Origin of the sequence: Streptomyces nogalater, assembly GCF_039532885.1 — a bacterium.
Lineage (GTDB): Bacteria > Actinomycetota > Actinomycetes > Streptomycetales > Streptomycetaceae > Streptomyces > Streptomyces nogalater.
Window position 1 is genome coordinate 40,316 of sequence record NZ_BAAASM010000019.1, and the last position, 19,887, is coordinate 60,202.

The window sequence follows — 19,887 nt, forward strand, 5'->3', positions numbered from 1 at the left end:
GAATCGTCACCTACGGGGTCTCAGGCCTTCGGCACCCGCACGATCAGGGCGTCGCCCTGGCCGCCGCCACCGCACAGCGCGGCCGCGCCGATCCCGCCGCCCCGGCGCTTGAGCTCCAGCGCCAAGTGCAGCACGAGACGGGCGCCGGACATGCCGATCGGGTGGCCCAGCGCGATCGCGCCGCCGTTGACGTTCACCTTTTCCGTGGACACGCCGAGGTCCTTCATTGACTGCGCGGCGACCGCGGCGAACGCCTCGTTGATCTCGATGAGGTCCAGGTCGGTGACGTCCAGGCCCTCCTTCCTCAGCGCGTGCCGGATGGCGTTGGACGGCTGCGACTGGAGGGAGTTGTCGGGGCCGGCCACATTGCCGTGCGCGCCGATCTCGGCGAGCCACTGAAGGCCCAGCTCCTCGGCCTTGGCCTTGCTCATCACGACCACGGCGGCGGCGCCGTCGGAGATCTGCGAGGAGGAGCCGGCGGTGATCGTGCCGTCCTTGGTGAAGGCCGGGCGCAGCCGGGCCAGGGACTCCACGGTGGTGTCGCCGCGGATGCCCTCGTCCTTGCTGAACAGCACCGGGTCGCCCTTGCGCTGCGGGATCTCCACCGGGGTGATCTCGGCCTCGAACAGGCCGTTCTTCTGGGCGGCGGCGGCCCGCTGGTGGGACAGGGCGGCGATCTCGTCCTGCTCGGGGCGCTTGATGCCGAGGCGGGTGTTGTGCTTCTCGGTGGACTCGCCCATCGGGATGTTCTCCCACGGGTCGGTCAGGCCGTCGTAGGCCATCGCGTCGAGCATCTGGACCGCGCCGTACTTGTAGCCCTCGCGGGAGCCCGGCAGCAGGTGCGGGGCGTTGGACATGGACTCCTGGCCGCCCGCCACGACGATGTCGAACTCGCCGGCGCGGATCAGCTGGTCCGCGAGGGCGATGGCGTCGAGGCCGGAGAGGCACACCTTGTTGACGGTGAGCGCCGGGACGTTCATCGGGATGCCGGCCTTGACGGCGGCCTGGCGGGCCGGGATCTGGCCCGCGCCGGCCTGGAGCACCTGGCCCATGATCACGTACTGCACCTGGTCGCCGCCGATCCCCGCACGGTCGAGGGCGGCCTTGATCGCGAAGCCGCCGAGGTCGGCTCCGGAGAAGGACTTCAGGGAGCCCAGCAGCCGCCCCATGGGCGTCCGGGCGCCCGCGACGATCACCGAGCTGGTCGTTCCAGAAGACATGAGGTGCGATCCCCTTCCAGCTGCGTGCAGCCGAGGAGTGAACGAGGGTTTACTTCGAATGTACTGAGCGGTTGGACACGCCGTCACCGGCCTGTCGGTGTGATCGCGCGCACGTTGCGTAACCACCCCGCCGAGCGCTGCACTGAATCCATGCTGACGCGAATCGACCACATCGGGATCGCCTGCCACGACCTCGACGCGACCGTCGAGTTCTACCGGGCCACGTACGGCTTCGAGGTGTTCCACACCGAGGTCAACGAGGAGCAGGGCGTGCGCGAGGCCATGCTCAGGATCAACGGCACCTCCGACGGCGGCGCCTCCTACCTCCAGCTGCTGGAACCGGTCCGCGAGGACTCCACGGTCGCCAAGTGGCTCGCGAAGAACGGGGAGGGCGTCCACCACATCGCCTTCGGTACCGCGGACGTGGACGCCGACTCCGAGGAGATCCGGGGCAAGGGCGTGCGGGTGCTCTACGACGAGCCCCGGCGCGGCTCCATGGGCTCGCGGATCACCTTCCTGCACCCCAAGGACTGCCATGGCGTCCTCACAGAACTGGTCACTTCGGCCCCTGTTGAGTCGCCTGAGCACTGACCCCCGTACATAAGGGCCGGTAGGGTTGGGGGCGGTCGTCCCGTCAACCGGGGCGACCGGGTCCTGCCGTTGCCGGCGGGACCGAGCCGGGGTCCGGGTTTCGGGGGACGAGCGTCGGGGCAGCAGCCCGTGCTCCGCCGTCTGTCCGACACCCTTCCCCGGGGGCCCCGTCCGGCGGATGGACGGAGCTCGTTGGAGAAGCTGACCAGGGGACGGATGGGACCGCGCAGTGCGGGGCTACGAGAGCCAGGAGCGAGAGCCGGCGGCTGACGTCGACCACCTCTCTCGGTTCGAGGCCGAGATGAAGCGGCTGAGGACCGAGCGGGAGAAGGCGATCCAGCACGCCGAGGACCTCGGCTACCAGGTCGAGGTGCTGCGCGCCAAGCTGCACGAGGCGCGCCGCACCCTCATGACCCGGCCCGCCTACGACGGCGGTGACATCGGTTACCAGGCCGAGCAGTTGCTCCGTAACGCCCAGATGCAGGCCGAGCAGCTGCGCCAGGACGCCGAGCGGGAGCTGAGCCAGGCCCGCGCGCAGACCCAGCGCATCCTCCAGGAGCACGCCGAACAGGCCGCCCGGCTCCAGGCGGAGCTGCACCAGGAGGCCGTGACCCGGCGCCAGCAGCTCGACCAGGAGCTGGCCGAGCGCCGCGCCACCGTCGAGTCGCACGTCAACGAGAACGTGGCGTGGGCGGAGCAGTTGCGCGCCCGCACCGAGCAGCAGGCCCGCCGGCTGCTGGAGGAGTCCCGCGCGGAGGCCGAGCAGGCGATGGCCGCCGCCCGCGCGGAGGCCGAGCGGCTGACCCGGGAGGCCCGGGAGCGGCTGCGCGACGAGGCCGAATCGGCCCGCGCCGAGGCCGACCAGATCCTGCGCCGGGCCCGCGCGGACGCCGAGCGGCTGCTGAACGCGGCCTCCACGCAGGCGCAGGAGGCCACCGAGCACGCCGAGCGGCTGCGCACCACCACGGTCACCGAGTCGGACGCGGCCCGCCGGCAGGCCGCCGAGCTGAGCCGGGCCGCCGAGGAGCGGATGGCGGCGGCCGAGGAGGCGCTGCGCAAGGCGCAGGCCGAGGCCGAGAAGGTGGTCACCGAGGCGAAGGAGGCCGCCGCCAAGGCCCTGGCGAGCGCCGAGGCCGCCAACGAGACGCGCACGCGCACCGCCAAGGAGCAGGTCGCCAGGCTGGTCGAGGAGGCCACCAAGGAGGCCGAGCACACCCGGTCCGAGGCCGAGCAGCTGGTCGCGGACGCCCGCGCCGAGGCCGAGAAGATGGTCGCCGAGGCCGCCGAGAAGGCCCGCACGATCACCGCCGAGGAGACGGCCACCCAGCTGTCCAAGGCGGCCAAGACCGCCGAGGACGTGCTCGACAAGGCGTCGGAGGACGCCCGGAAGACCACCCGGGCCGCCGCCGAGGAGGCCGAGCGGATCCGTTCGGAGGCCGAGGCGGAGGCGGACCGGCTGCGCGCCGAGGCGCACGACATCGCCGAGCAGCTCAAGGGCGCGGCCAAGGACGACACCAAGGAGTACCGGGCCAAGACGGTCGCGCTCCAGGAGGAGGCCCGCCGGCTGCGCGGCGAGGCCGAGCAGCTGCGCGCCGACGCGGTCGCCGAGGGCGAGTCGATCCGTGCCGAGGCCCGCCGCGAGGCCGTCGCCAAGATCGAGGAGGCGGCCAAGTCCGCCGAGGAGCTGCTGGGCAAGGCCAAGGCGGACGCCGAGGAGCTGCGGCAGACCGCGACGGCCGACAGCGAGAAGGTCCGCGCCGAGGCCGCCGAGCGCGCCACCGCGCTGCGCCGGCAGGCCGAGGAGGCCCTGGAGCGCGCCCGCGAGGAGGCCGAGCGGCTGCGCGCCGAGGCCGCCGAGCAGGCCGAGACGGCCCGGGCGGACGCCGAGAAGGCCGCGCGGGAGCTGCGCGAGGAGACCGAGAAGGCCGTCGAGGCCCGCCGTGCGGAGACCGCCGAGGAGCTCGCCCGGCTGCAGGCGGAGGCGCAGGAGCGGCTGGCGTCGGCCGAACAGGCGCTGACCGAGGCCCGCGAGGAGGCCGCCCGGGTCCGCCGGGAGACCGCCGAGGAGAGCGAGCGGCTGCGCGCGGAGTCCGCCGAGCGGATCCGGGCGCTCCAGCAGCAGGCCGAGGCCGAGGCCGAGCGGCTGCGTACCGAGGCCGCCTCCGACGCGTCCGCCTCCCGCGCCGAGGGCGAGGCCATCGCCGTACGGCTGCGGTCGGAGGCCGCCGCGGAGGCCGAGCGGCTGAAGGCGGAGGCGCAGGACACCGCCGACCGGGTGCGCGCGGAGGCGCAGGCCGCCGCCGAGCGGCTGGGCGCCGAGGCGTCCGAGACGCTGGCCGCCGCGCAGGAGGAGGCCGCCCGGCGCCGCCGCGAGGCCGAGGAGCTCCTCGGTGCCGCCCGCGAGGAGGCCGGCCAGGAGCGGCAGCGGGCCCGCGAGCAGAGCGAGGAGCTGCTGGCCGCCGCCCGCAAGCGGGTCGAGGAGGCGCAGGCCGAGGCCACCCGGCTGGTGGAGGAGGCCGACCGGCGGGCCGGCGAGATGGTCGCCGCCGCCGAGCAGCACGCCCAGCAGGTCCGGGACTCCGTCGCCGGGCTGCACGAGCAGGCGCAGGAGGAGATCGCCGGGCTGCGCTCGGCCGCCGAGCACGCGGCGGACCGTACCCGGCGGGAGGCCGAGGAGGAGGCGGACCGGGTCCGCACCGACGCCTACGCCGAGCGGGAGCGGGCCGGCGAGGACGCCGCCCGGATCCGGCGCGAGGCGCACGAGGAGTCGGAGGCCGCCAAGGCGCTGGCCGAGCGGACGACGGCGGAGGCGATCGCCGAGGCCGAGCGGCTGCGCGCGGACGCGGGCGAGTACGCGCAGCGGGTGCGCACCGAGGCGTCGGACGCGCTCGCCGAGGCGGACCAGGCGGCGGCCCGTACCCGGGCGGACGCCCGCGAGGACGCCAACCGCATCCGCTCCGACGCCGCCGCCCAGGCCGACACCCTCATCACCGAGGCCCGCAAGGAGGCCGAACGCCTCCAGACGGAGACCGCCGCCGAAGCCGAACGGGTGCGCACCGAGGCGGTCACGGAGGCCGAGCGGCTGCGGAGCGAGACCGCCGCGGAGGCCGAGCGGATCCGCACGGAGGCGTCGCAGACGCTCACCGAGGCGAACGAGGCGGCGACGCGTACCCGGGCGGACGCCCGCGAGGACGCCAACCGCATCCGCTCCGACGCCGCCGCCCAGGCCGACACCCTCATCACCGAGGCCCGCAAGGAGGCCGAACGCCTCCAGACGGAGACCGCCGCCGAAGCCGAGCGGGTGCGCACGGAGGCGCTGGCCGAGGCGGACCGGGTGCGCACGGAGGCCGTCGCGAACGCCGAGCAGCTGATCGGGGATGCCACGGGCGACGCCGAGCGGCTGCGGGCGGAGGCCGCCGAGCAGGTCGGTTCCGCGCAGGCGCACGCCAAGCGGGTGCGGGCGGAGGCCGAGCGGACGAAGGCGGACGCCGAGGCCGAGGCCGAACGGCTCGTCAACTCCGCGCGGGCGGAGGCCGAGCGGACCCTGGACGAGGCCCGCAAGGACGCCAACAAGCGGCGTTCGGAGGCGGCGGAGCAGGTCGACAAGCTCATCACGGAGACCACGGCGGAGGCCGACAAGCTGCTCGCCGAGGCGCAGGCGCAGGCCCTGAAGACCACGGCGGACGCCGAGTCGCAGGCCGACACGATGGTGGGCGCGGCCCGCAGCGAGGCCGAGCGGATCGTCGCCGAGGCGACCATCGAGGGCAACTCGCTGGTGGAGAAGGCCCGTACGGACGCCGACGAGCTGCTGGTCGGCGCGCGCCGGGACGCCACCGCGATAAGGGAGCGCGCGGAGGAGCTGCGCAGCCGCGTCACCACCGAGATCGAGGAGTTGCACGAGCGGGCCCGCCGCGAGGCCGCCGAGACGATGAAGTCCACCGGCGACCGCTGCGACGCGCTCATCAAGGCCGCCGAGGAGCAGTTGGCGAAGGCCGAGGCGAAGGCCAAGGAGCTGGTCTCGGAGGCCGACTCCGAGGCGGGCAAGGTGCGCATCGCCGCGGTGAAGAAGGCGGAGGGTCTGCTCAAGGAGGCCGAGCAGAAGAAGGCCCGCCTGGTGAAGGAGGCCGAGGAGCTGAAGGCTCAGGCGGTCCGCGACGCCCGGCGTACGGTGGAGGAGGCCGAGGAGCTCAAGGCGGAGGCGATCCGCGAGGCGCGGCGCACCGTCGACGAGGGCAAGCGGGAGCTGGAGATCCTGATGCGCCGGCGCGAGGACATCAACGCCGAGATCTCCCGGGTGCAGGACGTCCTGGAGGCGCTGGAGTCCTTCGAGGCGCCCGCGTCCGGCAAGGACGGCGGGGTCAAGGCGGGCGCCACCGTGGGCGCCCCCCGATCGGGTGGCAAGACGTCACAGAGCTAGCGGACAGGGGGCGTTCCGGTGTTTTCTGGGGGCTTTGCCCTACTCCTTGGCAAGCCGTCCGTCGGCCGGCCACCCAAAAGAGGTGCCGTTCTCCGGATCAAAACCGTATCCACTCGATGACACACCGCTGCGGCCCCTAGGATTCCTTTTATCACCTCACTCACCGGTCTCATTCGACAGGAACCCCATGAGCGACACTTCCCCCTACGGCTTCGAGCTTGTGCGGCGTGGATACGACCGCGCTCAGGTGGACGAACGTATCTCCAAGCTCGTCTCCGACCGTGACAGCGCTCTCGCCCGGATCACCGCCCTGGAGAAGCGCATCGAGGAGTTGCACCTCGAAACGCAGAACGCCCAGGCCCAGATCACCGACGCCGAGCCGTCGTACGCGGGTCTCGGCGCGCGAGTCGAGAAGATCCTGCGGCTGGCCGAGGAAGAGGCCAAGGAGCTGCGTGAGGAGGCCCGGCGGGCGGCCGAGCAGCACCGCGACCTCGCCGAGTCGGCGGCCCAGCAGGTCCGCAACGACGCCGAGGCGTACGCGGCCGAGCGCCAGGCCAAGGCCGAGGACGAGGGCGTCCGGATCGTCGAGAAGGCCAAGGCCGACGCGGCCCAGCTGCGTGCCGAGGCGCAGAAGGACGCGCAGTCCAAGCGGGAGGAGGCGGAGGCCCTCTTCGAGGAGACCCGCGCCAAGGCCGCGCAGGCCGCCGCCGACTTCGAGACCAACCTGGCCAAGCGGCGCGAGCAGTCCGAGCGGGACCTGGCCTCGCGCCAGCAGAAGGCGGAGAAGCGGCTCGCCGAGATCGAGCACCGGGCGGAGCAGCTGCGCCTGGAGGCGGAGAAGCTGCGCACCGACGCCGAGCGCCGGGCCCGTCAGACGGTGGAGACCGCCCAGCGGCAGGCCGAGGACATCGTGGCCGACGCCAACGCCAAGGCGGACCGGATCCGTTCGGAGTCCGAGCGGGAGCTGGCGGCGCTCACCAACCGCCGCGACAGCATCAACGCCCAGCTGACGAACGTCCGCGAGATGCTGGCCACGCTGACCGGCGCCGCGGTGGCCGCGGCCGGCACGTCCAGCGACGACGAGCCGGCCTCCCGGAGCGTTCCGGCGCAGCAGTCCCGGTAGTCGTACGACACCGGCGTGGTGAAGGGGCGGCGCGGCCGGTCCCGCCGCCCCTTCACCGTTCGCCGACGCGATCGGCGCCGGGGTGGTTCGCCGCTCCCCGCCGCTCCCCGCTGCTCCCCCCGCCCCCGTGGTCGAGAGGGCCCGTCCTGGCGTGACCATGCGACGGGCCTGACGGGGGCTGTCCCGGCCGACGCGGCCCCCGGGCCGGGGATGCAGCTCCCGCGGGTGATCGCCGCGCCCGACGGGCGGCCGCGTCCTTCTCAGGTGTCGGGACGCCCGGTGATCCCCGGCGCTCCGGCTTTACTCTCTCTTGGGCGGAACCGTCAGCGCCTGGATATCCTCCTAACCCTTACGGGGGCGTGTGCCCCGCCTTCCTGAACCTTTTCGATGGGTGCGGAGCATGATCGAGGCTGTCGGCCTGACCAAGCGCTACGGCGACAAGACCGCCGTGTACAACCTTTCCTTCCAGGTGCGGCCAGGAGCCGTGACCGGCTTCCTCGGGCCGAACGGCTCGGGCAAGTCCACGACGATGCGGATGATCCTCGGGCTGGACAACCCCACGTCCGGGTCGGTCACCATCGGCGGTTATCCGTACCGCAAGCTGCCCAACGCACCCCGGCAGGTCGGCGCGCTGCTCGACGCCAAGGCCGTGCACGGCGGCCGGTCCGCCCGCAACCACCTGCTGAGCCTCGCCCAGCTGTCGGGCATCCCGGCCCGCCGCGTGGACGAGGTGCTCGGCGTGGTCGGTCTCCAGGAGGTGGCGAAGAAGCGCTCCAAGGGCTTCTCGCTCGGCATGGGCCAGCGCCTCGGCATCGCCGCCGCGCTGCTCGGCGACCCGCAGGTGCTGCTCTTCGACGAGCCGGTCAACGGCCTCGACCCCGAGGGCATCCTCTGGGTCCGCAACCTGATGAAGGCGCTGGCCGCGGAGGGCCGTACGGTCTTCGTCTCCTCCCATCTGATGAGCGAGATGGCGCTGACCGCCGACCACCTCATCGTGATCGGGCGCGGGCAGTTGCTCGCCGACATGAGCGTGACGGACTTCATCTCGGCGAACTCCGCCGACTTCGCGCGCGTGCGCACCCCCGACACCGAGCCGCAGCTGCGCGAGAAGCTCGGCTCGGTGCTCGCCGAGGCGGGCGGGCACGTGCTGCCCGAGCAGGACGGCGCGCTGCGGGTGACCGGGCTGCCGCTGCCCCGCATCAGCGACCTCGCGCACGAGGCGGGCGTCCGGCTGTGGGAGCTGTCCCCGCACCAGGCCTCGCTGGAGGAGGCGTACATGCGGATGACCCAGGGCGCCGTGGACTACCGCTCGACCGTCGACCAGAAGGCGGGCCTCCAGCAGCCGCTGCCGCCCGGCGCCCAGCCGCCCATGCCGGTCCCCGGCCAGGGCCAGCCCGGCTGGTACGCCCCACCGCCGCCGCAGCAGGGCGGCCAGCCCTTCGGGACGTCTCCGGGCGGCCCGTACGGCGGCGGACCGGGCGCCCCGGCCAACGGGTACGGCGCTCCCGGTACGACGGCGGGCACGGGTACGGGTACGGGTGAGGCGCCGGGGACGGCCAACCCGTACGCCCAGCCGGCCCCTCCGGCCCGGCCCGCGGCCCCGGCCCAGCCGGGCACGGCTCCTTCCGCCGCCCCGGTGTCGCAGGACCAGCCGACGCTGCTGACGAAGAAGGCGCCGGCCGCCCCGCAGGCTCCCGCGGCCCCGCCCGCGCCGCAGCAGGCGCCCGCCGCCGCTCCCCCGGCCCCGGCCGACGCGCCCGGCGCGGCCCCGGCCACGAGCCCGGCCGACGCCCCCGCCGCCCCTGTCTCCGCCGCCCCGACGACCCAGCCCGAGGACGCCCGATGAGCACCCCCCAGCCCCCGATGCCGCAGGCCCCGGCCGCCGCGCCCGAGTGGCGGGCGCCTGGTGGGTCGTACGCCGGTTACACCTCGCCCATCCCGGTCGTGAACGCCCACCTCGGGCACGCGCTGGCCTCCGAGTGGACGAAGATCAGGTCGGTGCGCTCCACGATGTGGACGCTCGGCGTGTTCGTGCTGCTCGTCGTCGGCATCGGTCTCGCCGCCGGCGCGCTGGTCGAGGCCAACTCCGACGCCGCGAGCCTGGAGGGCGAGAACCCGCTGGCGTTCGGCTTCTTCGGCCTGCTCCTCGGCTCCATCTGCATCATCACGCTCGGCGTGCTGACCACGGCCTCGGAGTACGGCACGGGCATGATCCGCACGACGATGACCGCGTGCCCCAGCCGGGCGCGGGTGCTCGCCGCCAAGTCGATCGTGTTCTTCACGGTCGCCTTCGTGGTCACCCTGGCCGCGTCCGCCTTCGTGGCGATGGTCCAGGTGTCCATGCTGGAGGGCGCCGGTGCCCGCACCCCGAGCGGCTCGGAGTGGTTCAAGGCCACCGTCGGCATCAGCCTCTACATCGCGCTGCTCGGCCTGCTCTCGCTGCTCATCGGCTCGGTGATCCGGCACTCCGCGGGCGCCATCACCATCATGATCGGCGTCGTGCTGGCCCCGCTGGTGATCGCGATGTTCATGGTCGCGGAATCGATGGAGAAGCTGCGCGACTGGCTGTTCGAGTACTCCATCCCGAACCAGCTGAGCGTCTTCTACGCCAACTCCCTGAGCGAGTCCGGCCCGTCCGGCTGGGACCCGCTGTGGATCATTCTGGGCGTGACGGCGGCGGTGTACGCGGGCACGTACGCGCTGCTGCGGAGCCGGGACGTGTGAGCCGTACGACGGTATAGCCCGGCTCAGAACCTCGGCGCGTTACGGGACCGCTGCACCCGCGTGGTGCGGCGGTCCTTCGCGTTCCAGCAGGCCTTGTGCCAGTGCCGGCGGTCGTCGACGCCCGCGTACTCGGGCCAGGCCACCACGTGCGGGACGCCGGAGGGGATCAGCTGGTCGCAGCCCGGGCAGCGGTAGGTCTTGCCCTGCGCACTGGCTCCGGCGACGTGCCGTACGCTCCAGTCCTCGCCCTGCCAGCTCTCCGTGGACTGCCAGCCGCCGTACCGGCCGGCGTGGTCGTCCTCGGCGCTCCGGCCCGACGATCCGGCTGCCTTCGGTCGGTTGCGACGCGGGGACACGGGACACCTCTCGGAGCTATACAGGAAGCACGGGTGCCCTCCAGCCTACGCGGCGCGGAGCGGGGTACGAGTACGGAACCAATCCCCACAAGTCCCCCTCCAGAGCGATCCATTCTGCAGACAATCGGCAAATCTCCCCGGCGGGACCGTGTCCTTGGCACGTGTCAGACGGTTATGCCCGGCGGGGGAGCTCCGGGTCGGAGCCAAGGAAGCAGGAAATGCGATGCGCGTAGGAACTTTTGTGCTGGCCGCCCAGTTCCCCGGCCAGGGCCCGGGAGAGGCGCTGCACCGGGCGGTCCGCTCGGCGGAGGTCTCCGAGCAGGCCGGGCTGGACGCCGTATGGCTGGCCGAGCACCACTTCGTGCCCTACGGCACATGCCCCTCGGCGGTCACCCTGGCCGCGCTGCTGCTGGGCCGCACCCACCGCATCCGGGTCGGCACCGCGGTCAGCGTCCTGCCCACCGCCCACCCGGTCGCCCTCGGCGAGCAGGCCGCGCTGCTCCACGTCACCAGCGGCGGACGGTTCACGCTGGGCGTCGGGCGCGGCGGCCCCTGGGTGGACCTGGAGGTGTTCGGCGCGGGCCTGAAGGCGTACGAACACGGGTTCCCGGAGTCGCTCGATCTGCTGCTGCGCTGGCTGGGCGAACCGGCGGTGGCGGCCGCCGGCGAGCGGTACTCCTTCCGCGAGGTGCCGGTCGTACCCCGCCCGTCGGACGCCCTGACGGACACCCCCGGCCCCGAGGTGGTCCTGGCCTGCACCTCGCCGGCGAGCGTGCGGCTGGCCGCCGAGCGCGGGCTGCCGATGCTGCTCGGCATGCACGTCGGGGACGAGGAGAAGGCCGAGATGGTGGCGCTGTGGCGGGACTGCGCCCGCGCGGCGGGCCGGCCGGCCGAGGAGATCGCGGGCGCCGCCCATGTCTCGGCCGGCGTCTGCCAGCTCGCCGACCGGCGCACCGACGCGGCCGAAACCCTGCTGAAGGCGATGCCGGGCTGGCTGCGGCAGGGGCTCGGGGCCCATATGACGGTGGACGGCCGGGAGCGCGTGATGCGCGACCCGCACGCCTACACCGAACTGCTCTGTGAGCTGCACCCGGTGGGCACCCCGCGGCTCGCCGCCGACCGGCTCGCGGCCACCTCGGAGCGCACCGGGATCTCCCGCTTCGCCCTCATGGTCGAGGGCTCGGGACAGCTCGCGGCCACCGAGGAGAACCTACGGCGGCTCGGCGCGGAGGTACTGCCCCAACTGCGCTGACCGCACCGGCCGCCTCGGGCTTGCCGCCCCGACAACGAGAGCACCTCCCCGCGACAGCGCCTTGCGCGGGGTGGAGCGGCAAGCCGACGGCTCTGACGACTCGGTCCCGGCCGTGCCGCGGCCGCGGCCGCGTCAGCAGTCCCGGAACTCCGGGGACTGGTTCAGCAACTGGCTGCGCACCGACGTGAAGCGGGCCAGCGTCTCGTCCACCGAGGCGTCCGGCGGGAACACCGCCACACGGTGGCAGTTCTGGAAGGCCAGCCGCACACCGAAGTGCCGCTGCAGCGCGCCGCGTATCGCGTCACTCGCGAGCGCACGCAGCAGCTGACCGCGCGCCTGCTCGTCGGGCGGGGGCGTCTGGTTGTCGGCGAAGGGGCCGCCGTCCACCTTCAGCTGGGCCACCAGGGAGCTGATCATCTCCCATGCGTAGGGCAGGGAGGTCCGGACGCAGTCGACGAATGCTGCTTCGTCGACCTCGCCTCGCTCGGCCTGTTCGAGTAGGGCCGGTGAGACGTCGAGCGACATGGGTTCTCCTCTCGCACCCCCGAAGCGCAGGGGTTGGCGGACAGATAGGGGAGTTCGCGATTACGAACACGCTCGGTACAGGGGCCGCAACCTCCCGTTCCCTACGGTAGGCAACGGTCGGTGACCACACCAGCAGAATGCGTATATGGAACGGTCGGCTCATGCTCACTATCGGCCAGGGATGAACAAGAGGTTCCAGGGACAATTGGGACGATCCACAGGGAGCGGGATGGGCGGATCGCGAGCACCGGCGCGCGTCGAGTAGCGTTGCCGACCATGCGTCTCGTCATTGCCCGATGCTCGGTCGACTACGCCGGCCGGCTCACCGCCCATCTGCCCTCGGCACCGCGACTGATCCTGGTCAAGGCGGACGGCAGCGTCTCCATCCACGCCGACGACCGGGCCTACAAGCCTCTGAACTGGATGTCGCCGCCCTGCACGCTGAAGGAGGGGACCGGCGACGAGGCGGGTGTGTGGACCGTCGTCAACAAGGCGGGCGAGAAACTGATCATCACGATGGAGGAGATCCTCCACGACTCCTCGCACGAACTCGGGGTGGACCCGGGTCTGATCAAGGACGGCGTGGAAGCGCACCTCCAGGAGCTGCTCGCCGACCGCATCGAGACCCTGGGCGAGGGCTACACCCTCATCCGCCGCGAGTACATGACCGCGATCGGTCCCGTGGACATCCTGTGCCGGGACGCCGACGGCCGGACGGTCGCGGTGGAGATCAAGCGGCGGGGTGAGATCGACGGCGTCGAACAGCTCACCCGCTACCTGGACCTGCTGAACCGCGACCCCCATCTGGCGCCGGTCCGCGGCATCTTCGCCGCGCAGGAGATCAAGCCCCAGGCCCGCGTCCTCGCCACCGACCGCGGCATCGACTGCCACGTCCTGGACTACGACGCCCTCCGGGGCATCGAGGACGACAAACTCCGCCTGTTCTGACCGCCGCGGCGCTCACGCCCCGGCGGCAGCGCTCAGATCACCGGGTTCGTCGTGGCCGGGGCCGGGTGGGTGGCCGAGGCGGTGGTGCCGCCGGTGGAGCCGGAGGTCGCCGTGCCGGCGGTGTCGCCGGACGTGGTGCCGCCCGTGTCGGTGGTCCCGCCCGTGGGCGAGCCGCCCGTGGCCGAACCGTCCGTCGTGCCACCGGTGGTCTCACCCGTCGTACCGGTGGTGCCGCCCGTCCCGGTCCCCGTCGTCCCGCCCGTGGCCGAACCGTCCGTGGAACCGCCGGTCGTCGTGCCGCCCGTCGGCGTTCCCCCCGTCGAACCGGTGGAACCACCGCCGCCGCTCCCGGTCGAGCCGCCGGGCGTGCCTCCCGTCGTACCGCCCGTGGAGGAGCCGCCCGAGCCGCCGGGCCTCGGCGATGCCGACGGCGAGCCGGAGGACGTGCCGGGACGGGACGGCTCGCCGCTCTCCGCGGGACGGGAGGCGGTGTCCGGCGGTGCGGGGTCGTCCGCCGTGCCGTACGTGCCGTCCGGACCCGGTGACGCGGGCCGGCCGCCGACCGCGCCGGTGTCCCCGGTACCGCCGGAGTCCGCCGGCCCCACGCCCGGGTCCGCGTCGTCCACGCCCTGGCTCGCCGACGGATTGGCGTCGACCTTGCCCGCCGGGTCCCGGTCGGCGCTGCCGGAGGACGTCATGCCGAGCGTGACGACCGTACCGAGCACCGCCGCGAGCAGGGCCCCGGCACCGGCCGCCACCAGGTTGCGCCGGGCCAGCCGCCGGAGGCCGCCGGCCCGCCCCGCGGGACGCGTCGCCGGACCCGGCACCGGCGGTGCCGCCGGCCGCGGCACGGGCTGCGTCAGCTGCCGGGTCATCCGGGTCTCGCCCGGGGCACCGTAGGGCGCCGGCGCCGGCGCCGGCACGTCCCGCAGTACCTCCGTAGGCTCCTCCCCCGCCGGCGCGGACGGCCCCGGCACCGACGGCCCCGGCGCGGGCAGCCCCGGCACCGACGGGCCCGGCACCTCGCCGGCGCGGTCGGCGAGCAGCGCCAGCGCCCTGCGGCCGGCCACCGCGCCCCGCTTGTCCGCGAGCGCGCCGCGCAGCCCGCTCGACGCCTCCAGCTCCGCACGGGCCCGGCCGAACTGCCCGGAGCACAGCGCGAGGATGCCCAACTCGTGGTGGAAATAGGCCTGTTCCGCCACCTCGCCGCTCAGCCGGGCGGCCTCCGCGCCGGACCGCAGGGCCCGTTCCCAGGCGCTCCAGTGCAACCCCGCGGCGAAGGCGGGCGCCACCGTACGCGCCAGCCGTACGGCTCCGCCCTCCTCGTCCCCGGCGGACGACGACGCACGCGGGACGACGGCGGCCAGCGCGGCCAGCACCGCGTCGGCCTCCGCGCACACCCGTTCCGGGGTGACCGAGGGATGCCCGGCCCACCAGGCGTAGTGCCGCGCGGCGGTGAGGGCGTGCTCGGCGGTGTCGTCGGCGTATCCGGCGGCCTCCAACTGGGTCCGCACACCGGCCGCGAGGCGGTAGCGGGAGCCGACCGGGGAGACCAGCCCGCAAGCCACCAGCTCGCCGAGGGCCGCGTCGGCGTGGGTGTCGCCGACCAGGGCGGGCAGATGCGCCTGGTGCGGCACCTCGCCGCCGAGGGCCACCGCGAAGCGCAGGGAGGCCCGGGCGGAGCGGCTGAGCCGGGAGGCGAGCAGCGGGGCGGGCGCCGCCGCCTCGCCGAGGGAGGGCAGCGGAACCTCCTCCCCCGACTCCACCGGCGGCTCGACGGGCCGGCGTACGTCTTCGAAGACCCCGTACTCGTCCACCGCGCCGGCGCCGGCCCGCAGTCGGTCGCGCTGCCGGAGCAGGGCACCGGCCTGCACGAACCGCAGGGGCAGCCCCTCGGACTCGAACCACAGGTCGCCGGCCCAGTTGACCTCCTCCTCGGTGAGCGCCCGGCCGGCGGTCCGCTCCAGGATCCCCAGCCCGGCGGCCCGGTCGAGACCGCCGAGGAAGACCTCCTCCACGTCCGCCTCGGCGGAGGGCGCGGGCACGTCGGGCGTGGCGCCGAACAGGAACGCGCACTCGGGGGTGGCGTCGAGCAGTTCGTCCAGGGCGGTGCCGCCGAACTCCAGGTCGTCCAGGACGACGACGGCGCCGATCTCCCGGACCAGGGCGAGAAGTTCGTCCGGATCGGGACGGTACCCGGGGGCGTCGTGGACGGCGTGGAACAGGTCGTGCAGCAGGTCGCCGGGCGCCCGGCGGAAGCCGCACAGCCGGACCACGCCGTCGGGGGCGAGGTCGCGGCAGTCCTCGGCGACCGCGTCGAGCAGCGCGGTACGGCCGGAACCGGCCGGTCCGGTCAGACGGACCGAGCGCCCGCGGGCCAGCAGCCGGGCCAGGCGCTCGCGCTCCTCCCGACGCTCCGGCACGACGGGCTCGGCGGCGGGGGCGGCACCGGCCGGGGCGGGCGGCCGGGCGGCGAGTTCGACCTCGGCGCGCTCGGCGGCGGTGCGCTTGGTCGCCCCGCCGGGGCGCTCGGCCGGCCGGCAGGGTTCGATCTCGCTGCCGTCGACCGGATTGACCGTCAGCTGGAGGTCGCCGCAGACCAGCCGTTCCATGCGGGCGGGCACGGGCGTGGCCGGGGCGAGGTCGGCGGCGAGGGGGTCCCGGGACGGGCGGCGGTGGTGCGCCTGGCCGTGGTCCTCGGGTCCCGGGTTGATCGGGTCCATGGGTTCAAGCTCCCCAAAAGCGTCGTGTGCCCGTGTTGATGGCCCTCCCGGCCTTGTCGCACACCGCGCTGTCGCTTCTGGTCCGGGCCCGCTCGGCAGAGGGTCGCGAGACGGCGGGCGACCGCACCCTAAACCGTCACCGGGTCCCGGCGACAGGGCGGGGTGCCATGCGGTCCGAGACGTCACGGTCTCGGGAGGATTGCCCCCGTCGTACGGTTCGGCGGTCGCGCCCGGTTCCGTCCGGGTCCCGCCGCCGCGTACGCGCCGTGCCCCCTTGATACCTCACACCCGGGGCAGCGACTCCACGCCGATGCCGCCCTCGATGGCCAGGATGCGGTGCAGCCGGGTGGCCACCAGCAGGCGCTGCATCTGCGGGGGCACGCCCCGCAGCACCAGCCGGCGCCCGCAGCGGCCGGCCCGCCGGTGGGCGCCCATGATCACGCCGAGTCCGGTGGCGTCCCAGGAATCCAGTTCGGACAGGTCGAGTACCAGGTCGCCGACTCCGGTGTCGACGGCCGAGTGCAGGGCCGTACGGGCGTCCGCCGCGCTGCGGACGTCGAGGCGGCCCCCGACGACCAGCTCGGCGTGGTCGCCCCTGATGTGCATATGCGCTCCCCGTTGAGTGCGGTTGGCGTCTGTGTGACGGGTGTTGTGCCCCGTCTGACTGTGCGGATGGCGGTGCGGTTGCTGCTTGTCAGCGAACCGATACCGATTTCACCCCCGGGAGTGATCCTCCCGGGGACGGTGTGGCGGCGTGGGGCTCAGTACTTGTAGAAGCCCTGCCCGCTCTTGCGGCCGATGTCACCGGCGTCCACCATCCGGCGCATCAGCTCCGGCGGGGCGAACTTCTCGTCCTGGGACTCGGTGTAGATGTTGCTCGTGGCGTGCAGCAGGATGTCCACGCCGGTGAGGTCGGCGGTGGCGAGCGGGCCCATGGCATGACCGAAGCCCAGCTTGCAGGCGAGGTCGATGTCCTCGGCGGTGGCGACGCCCGACTCGTAGAGCTTGGTCGCCTCCACCACGAGGGCGGAGATCAGCCGGGTGGTGACGAAGCCGGCCACGTCCCGGTTGACGACGATGCAGGTCTTGCCGACGGACTCGGCGAACTCCCGGGCGGTGGCGAGGGTCTCGTCGCTGGTCTTGTAGCCGCGGACCAGCTCGACGAGCCGCATCATCGGCACCGGCGAGAAGAAGTGCACGCCGACGACCCGCTCCGGGCGCTCGGTGGCCGCCGCGATCTTGGTGATCGGGATGGCGGAGGTGTTGGAGGCGAGCACGGCGTCCTCGCGCACGAGCTTGTCGAGCGCGCGGAAGATCTCGTGCTTGACCTCCAGCTTCTCGAAGACGGCCTCCACCACGACGTCCGCCTCGGCGGCGGCGTCGAGGTCGGTGGTGGGGGCGATGCGCGCGAGGGCGGCCTCGGCGTCCTCCGCGGCCAGCTTGCCCTTGTCCACGAACTTGTCGTACGAAGCCTTGATGCCGTCGGTGCCGCGCCTGAGCGCCTCGTCGGTGACGTCCCGCAGCACGACCTCCCAGCCCGCCTGCGCGGCGACCTGAGCGATACCGGATCCCATGAGCCCGGCCCCGATGACGGCAAGCTTCCGTGCCACTCCGACTCCCCTTAGAACGCGCTGAACGTCTGCCTCTCCGGCGGACCATAGCGCTCCGGGAGCGTCGTGTGACCGGTAAGTAACGCGCGTCACGTCTCGATTGACGGACATCACACCGGCAGGGGTCAGACCGCCTCACGGACGGCGTAGTTGAGGACCTTTTCGCTCAACAGGTCCTCGATGTCGTCCAGGAGGACGAGGACCTCTCGTGATACTTCGGCCGGTTTGCGGCCGGCCACCATCTCGCGGCCGATGGCGACGAAGACGGCCTGGTGGACCCAGCAGATCTGACCGGCCATCAGGTCCGGCAGCGGATCGCCGTCGGCGGCGCCGGTCTCCTCGCGCAGGGTCGCCTCCAGGATGTCGTGGGTCTCCTGTTGCAGGCTCCACAGTCGCGAACGCAGCGCCGGCGCCTCGTGGATGACCCGCATGAAGCGGTCGTAGCCCGTCATCAGGCCGATCCGGGGCGAGACGGCCTCGACCTCCGAGCGCAGTTCGCGCAGGACGGCCCGCGCGGCGGACTCCCCCACGTCCCGGCCGCGGACCCAGCGGGCGAGCCGGTCGGCCACGCCGGCCGAGCGGTCGAAGAAGAGGTCCTCCTTGGCGGGGAAGTAGTTGTAGACGGTGTTGACGGAGACGTTCGCCGCCTCCGCGATCTCCGCGACGGTCACCGCCTCGAAGCCGCGCTCCAGGAACAGCCCCGTGGCGACATCCGAGATGTACTGCCGGGTCTGCCTCTTCTTCCGCTCCCTGAGCCCTTCAGCCATGTCCGCATCCTAACTTCTCTGGTTCGACTGAAAAATTGGGGTCATTGCAAATTTTCAGGGACTCTGTTTTTCTGGGGGCATGGCAGCAGTCATCAGCACGGCGGGCCTGGCCCGTACGTTCCAGACCCCGTCCGGACCCGTCGAGGCCGTCCGGGGCATCGACCTGACCGTCCACGAGGGCGAGATCCTCGGCTTCCTCGGCCCCAACGGCGCCGGCAAGACGACCACCCTGCGCATGCTCACCACCCTGCTGAAGCCGACCGGCGGCGCGGCCACCGTGGCCGGCCGCGACCTGGTGGCCGACCCCACCGGGGTGCGCCGGGCCAGCGGCTACGTCGCCCAGTCCGGCGGGGTCGACCCGCAGATCACCGTGCGGGAGGAACTGGTCACCCAGGGCCGGCTGTACCGCCTGCCGAAGGCACGGGCCGTCGCCCGCGCCGCCGAACTGGCAGCCGAGCTGGACCTCACCGGGTTCCTGGACCGCAAGACCGGCGCGCTCTCCGGCGGTCAGCGGCGCCGCCTGGACATCGCGATGGCGCTCACCCACCAACCGAAGGTGCTGTTCCTGGACGAGCCGACGACCGGCCTGGACCCCGGCAGCCGCGCCGACCTGTGGCAACTGGTGCGCCGGCTGCGCGACGAGCACGGCATGACCGTCTTCCTGACCACCCACTACCTGGACGAGGCCGACGCCCTCGCCGACCGTCTGGTGATCGTCGACCGGGGCACGGTCGCCGCCGAGGGCACCCCGGGCGCGCTCAAGCTCCGCTACGGCGGCTCGCTCGACGCCACCCTCCAGGACACCTTCCTCGCGATCACCGGCCGCGGCCCCGCCCCCGCCGACACCGCCCCCGTCGCCGTATAGGAGATCCCGAAACGATGCTGCTCCACGACACGGCCCTCGTCTACGGCCGCTATCTCCGCCAGTCCCTGCGGTCCCGCTTCGCCCTGCTCTTCGGCGTGCTGACACCGCTGCTGTACCTGCTCTTCTACGGCCCGCTGCTCACGGATCTGCCGCTGGGCGGGCGGGGCAGCTCCTGGCAGGTGCTGGTGCCCGGGCTGCTGCTCCAGCTGGGCCTGTTCGGCGCGCTGTTCGCCGGGTTCACCGTCATCGTCGAGCAGGGGCAGGGGGTGGTGGAGCGGATGCGGGTGACCCCGGTCAGCCGGCTCGCCCTGCTGCTCGGCCGGGTGCTGCGGGACGCCACCGTGTTCGTCTTCCAGGCGGTGCTGCTGGTGCTGGCCGCGGTGGTGCTGGGGCTGCGCGCTCCGCTGGGCGGCGTCCTGATCGGCTTCGCCTTCGTGGCCCTGCTGACCGTGTCGCTGGCCTCGGTGTCGTACGCGCTCGGGATGAAGGTGCGCAGCCCGCAGGAGTTCGGCCCGCTGATCAACGCGGTGTCGATGCCGTCGATGCTGCTGTCCGGCCTGATGCTCCCGATGACCCTCGCGCCCGCCTGGCTGGACGTGCTGTCGCACCTGGTCCCGTTCCGCTATCTGGTGGACGCGGTCCGGGACGCGTACGTCGGCGACTACACGAGCGCGCACATGCTCTACGGCGCCCTGGTCGCCGTGGGCTTCACGGCGCTGACCGTGACGGCGGGCACACGGGTGTTCCGGACGGCCGGGGCGTAACT

Annotated in this window: 16 protein-coding genes; 9 read left to right on the forward strand and 7 right to left on the reverse strand. The window is 73.3% G+C overall.

What is annotated here, in order from left to right; translation table 11 throughout:
- Positions 1-20: 20 nt before the first annotated feature.
- A complete protein-coding gene (locus ABD350_RS15165; protein WP_344348589.1) occupies positions 21-1,220 on the reverse strand; it encodes an acetyl-CoA C-acetyltransferase in 1,200 nt (399 codons plus the stop codon).
- A gap of 150 nt (positions 1,221-1,370) precedes the next feature.
- On the opposite strand from ABD350_RS15165, the gene mce reads away from it, so the two are divergent.
- From mce to ABD350_RS15190, 5 genes are all read left to right on the forward strand, one after another.
- Positions 1,371-1,811, forward strand: a complete 441-nt coding sequence (gene mce, locus ABD350_RS15170) for a methylmalonyl-CoA epimerase (RefSeq protein ID WP_181797084.1) — start codon at positions 1,371-1,373, stop codon at positions 1,809-1,811.
- 229 nt (positions 1,812-2,040) lie between these two features.
- Complete coding sequence (gene scy, locus ABD350_RS15175; RefSeq protein ID WP_344348590.1) at positions 2,041-6,228, forward strand: polarized growth protein Scy; 4,188 nt, start codon at positions 2,041-2,043, stop codon at positions 6,226-6,228.
- A gap of 187 nt (positions 6,229-6,415) precedes the next feature.
- Positions 6,416-7,351 (forward strand): coiled-coil domain-containing protein, encoded by a 936-nt coding sequence (locus ABD350_RS15180; RefSeq protein WP_344348591.1) that lies wholly within the window; start codon positions 6,416-6,418, stop codon positions 7,349-7,351.
- A 400-nt stretch (positions 7,352-7,751) separates the two neighbouring features.
- On the forward strand, positions 7,752-9,197 hold the full coding sequence (locus ABD350_RS15185) for an ABC transporter ATP-binding protein (RefSeq protein WP_344348592.1): 1,446 nt from the start codon (positions 7,752-7,754) through the stop codon (positions 9,195-9,197).
- Positions 9,194-10,075, forward strand: a complete 882-nt coding sequence (locus tag ABD350_RS15190) for an ABC transporter permease (protein WP_344348594.1) — start codon at positions 9,194-9,196, stop codon at positions 10,073-10,075. The genes ABD350_RS15185 and ABD350_RS15190 overlap by 4 nt, the downstream gene beginning before the upstream one ends.
- A gap of 23 nt (positions 10,076-10,098) precedes the next feature.
- Here the strand turns inward: ABD350_RS15190 and ABD350_RS15195 are convergent, their stop codons facing one another.
- Entirely contained in the window at positions 10,099-10,431 is a 333-nt protein-coding gene (locus ABD350_RS15195; RefSeq protein WP_344348595.1) for an ATP/GTP-binding protein, read from the reverse strand.
- Between the two features lie 223 nt (positions 10,432-10,654).
- Here ABD350_RS15195 and ABD350_RS15200 point away from each other — a divergent pair, with 223 nt between their 5' ends.
- Positions 10,655-11,683 carry an LLM class flavin-dependent oxidoreductase gene (locus ABD350_RS15200; protein WP_344348596.1) on the forward strand — a complete coding sequence of 343 codons (1,029 nt, stop codon included), beginning with the start codon at positions 10,655-10,657 and terminating at the stop codon, positions 11,681-11,683.
- Between the two features lie 132 nt (positions 11,684-11,815).
- Here ABD350_RS15200 and ABD350_RS15205 read toward each other — a convergent pair whose 3' ends face one another.
- A complete protein-coding gene (locus ABD350_RS15205) occupies positions 11,816-12,208 on the reverse strand; it encodes an SCO5389 family protein (protein WP_344348597.1) in 393 nt (130 codons plus the stop codon).
- Between the two features lie 276 nt (positions 12,209-12,484).
- On the opposite strand from ABD350_RS15205, the gene nucS reads away from it, so the two are divergent.
- Positions 12,485-13,156, forward strand: a complete 672-nt coding sequence (gene nucS / locus ABD350_RS15210; RefSeq protein WP_344348598.1) for an endonuclease NucS — start codon at positions 12,485-12,487, stop codon at positions 13,154-13,156.
- 32 nt (positions 13,157-13,188) lie between these two features.
- Here the strand turns inward: nucS and ABD350_RS15215 are convergent, their stop codons facing one another.
- The 4 genes from ABD350_RS15215 to ABD350_RS15230 all read right to left on the reverse strand — a co-directional run bounded on the left by ABD350_RS15215 (position 13,189) and on the right by ABD350_RS15230 (position 18,256).
- Entirely contained in the window at positions 13,189-15,879 is a 2,691-nt protein-coding gene (locus ABD350_RS15215; RefSeq protein ID WP_344348599.1) for an ATP-binding protein, read from the reverse strand.
- A gap of 282 nt (positions 15,880-16,161) precedes the next feature.
- A complete protein-coding gene (locus ABD350_RS15220; protein ID WP_014675024.1) occupies positions 16,162-16,485 on the reverse strand; it encodes an STAS domain-containing protein in 324 nt (107 codons plus the stop codon).
- 155 nt (positions 16,486-16,640) lie between these two features.
- A complete protein-coding gene (locus ABD350_RS15225; RefSeq protein WP_344348600.1) occupies positions 16,641-17,489 on the reverse strand; it encodes a 3-hydroxyacyl-CoA dehydrogenase family protein in 849 nt (282 codons plus the stop codon).
- Positions 17,490-17,614: 125 nt separating this feature from the next.
- Positions 17,615-18,256 carry a TetR/AcrR family transcriptional regulator gene (locus ABD350_RS15230; RefSeq protein ID WP_344348601.1) on the reverse strand — a complete coding sequence of 214 codons (642 nt, stop codon included), beginning with the start codon at positions 18,254-18,256 and terminating at the stop codon, positions 17,615-17,617.
- Positions 18,257-18,335: 79 nt separating this feature from the next.
- On the opposite strand from ABD350_RS15230, the gene ABD350_RS15235 reads away from it, so the two are divergent.
- Together ABD350_RS15235 and ABD350_RS15240 are read left to right on the forward strand one after the other, a co-directional pair.
- The gene (locus ABD350_RS15235; protein WP_344348602.1) at positions 18,336-19,121 is read left to right on the forward strand and encodes an ABC transporter ATP-binding protein; all 786 of its coding nucleotides are present in this window, start codon (positions 18,336-18,338) and stop codon (positions 19,119-19,121) included.
- Positions 19,122-19,135: 14 nt separating this feature from the next.
- Positions 19,136-19,885, forward strand: coding sequence for an ABC transporter permease (locus tag ABD350_RS15240; RefSeq protein ID WP_344348604.1), 750 nt, complete (start codon positions 19,136-19,138; stop codon positions 19,883-19,885).
- Positions 19,886-19,887: the final 2 nt, after the last annotated feature.

Coding starts and splice junctions, on each gene's coding strand:
- ABD350_RS15215 (WP_344348599.1), bottom strand. CDS start 15,879: ATGGACCCGATCAACCCGGGACCCGAGGACCACGGCCAGGCGCACCAC.
- ABD350_RS15165 (WP_344348589.1), bottom strand. CDS start 1,220: ATGTCTTCTGGAACGACCAGCTCGGTGATCGTCGCGGGCGCCCGGACG.
- ABD350_RS15190 (WP_344348594.1), top strand. CDS start 9,194: ATGAGCACCCCCCAGCCCCCGATGCCGCAGGCCCCGGCCGCCGCGCCC.
- ABD350_RS15240 (WP_344348604.1), top strand. CDS start 19,136: ATGCTGCTCCACGACACGGCCCTCGTCTACGGCCGCTATCTCCGCCAG.
- ABD350_RS15185 (WP_344348592.1), top strand. CDS start 7,752: ATGATCGAGGCTGTCGGCCTGACCAAGCGCTACGGCGACAAGACCGCC.
- nucS (WP_344348598.1), top strand. CDS start 12,485: ATGCGTCTCGTCATTGCCCGATGCTCGGTCGACTACGCCGGCCGGCTC.
- ABD350_RS15230 (WP_344348601.1), bottom strand. CDS start 18,256: ATGGCTGAAGGGCTCAGGGAGCGGAAGAAGAGGCAGACCCGGCAGTAC.
- ABD350_RS15180 (WP_344348591.1), top strand. CDS start 6,416: ATGAGCGACACTTCCCCCTACGGCTTCGAGCTTGTGCGGCGTGGATAC.
- ABD350_RS15205 (WP_344348597.1), bottom strand. CDS start 12,208: ATGTCGCTCGACGTCTCACCGGCCCTACTCGAACAGGCCGAGCGAGGC.
- ABD350_RS15200 (WP_344348596.1), top strand. CDS start 10,655: ATGCGCGTAGGAACTTTTGTGCTGGCCGCCCAGTTCCCCGGCCAGGGC.
- ABD350_RS15220 (WP_014675024.1), bottom strand. CDS start 16,485: ATGCACATCAGGGGCGACCACGCCGAGCTGGTCGTCGGGGGCCGCCTC.
- mce (WP_181797084.1), top strand. CDS start 1,371: ATGCTGACGCGAATCGACCACATCGGGATCGCCTGCCACGACCTCGAC.
- ABD350_RS15235 (WP_344348602.1), top strand. CDS start 18,336: ATGGCAGCAGTCATCAGCACGGCGGGCCTGGCCCGTACGTTCCAGACC.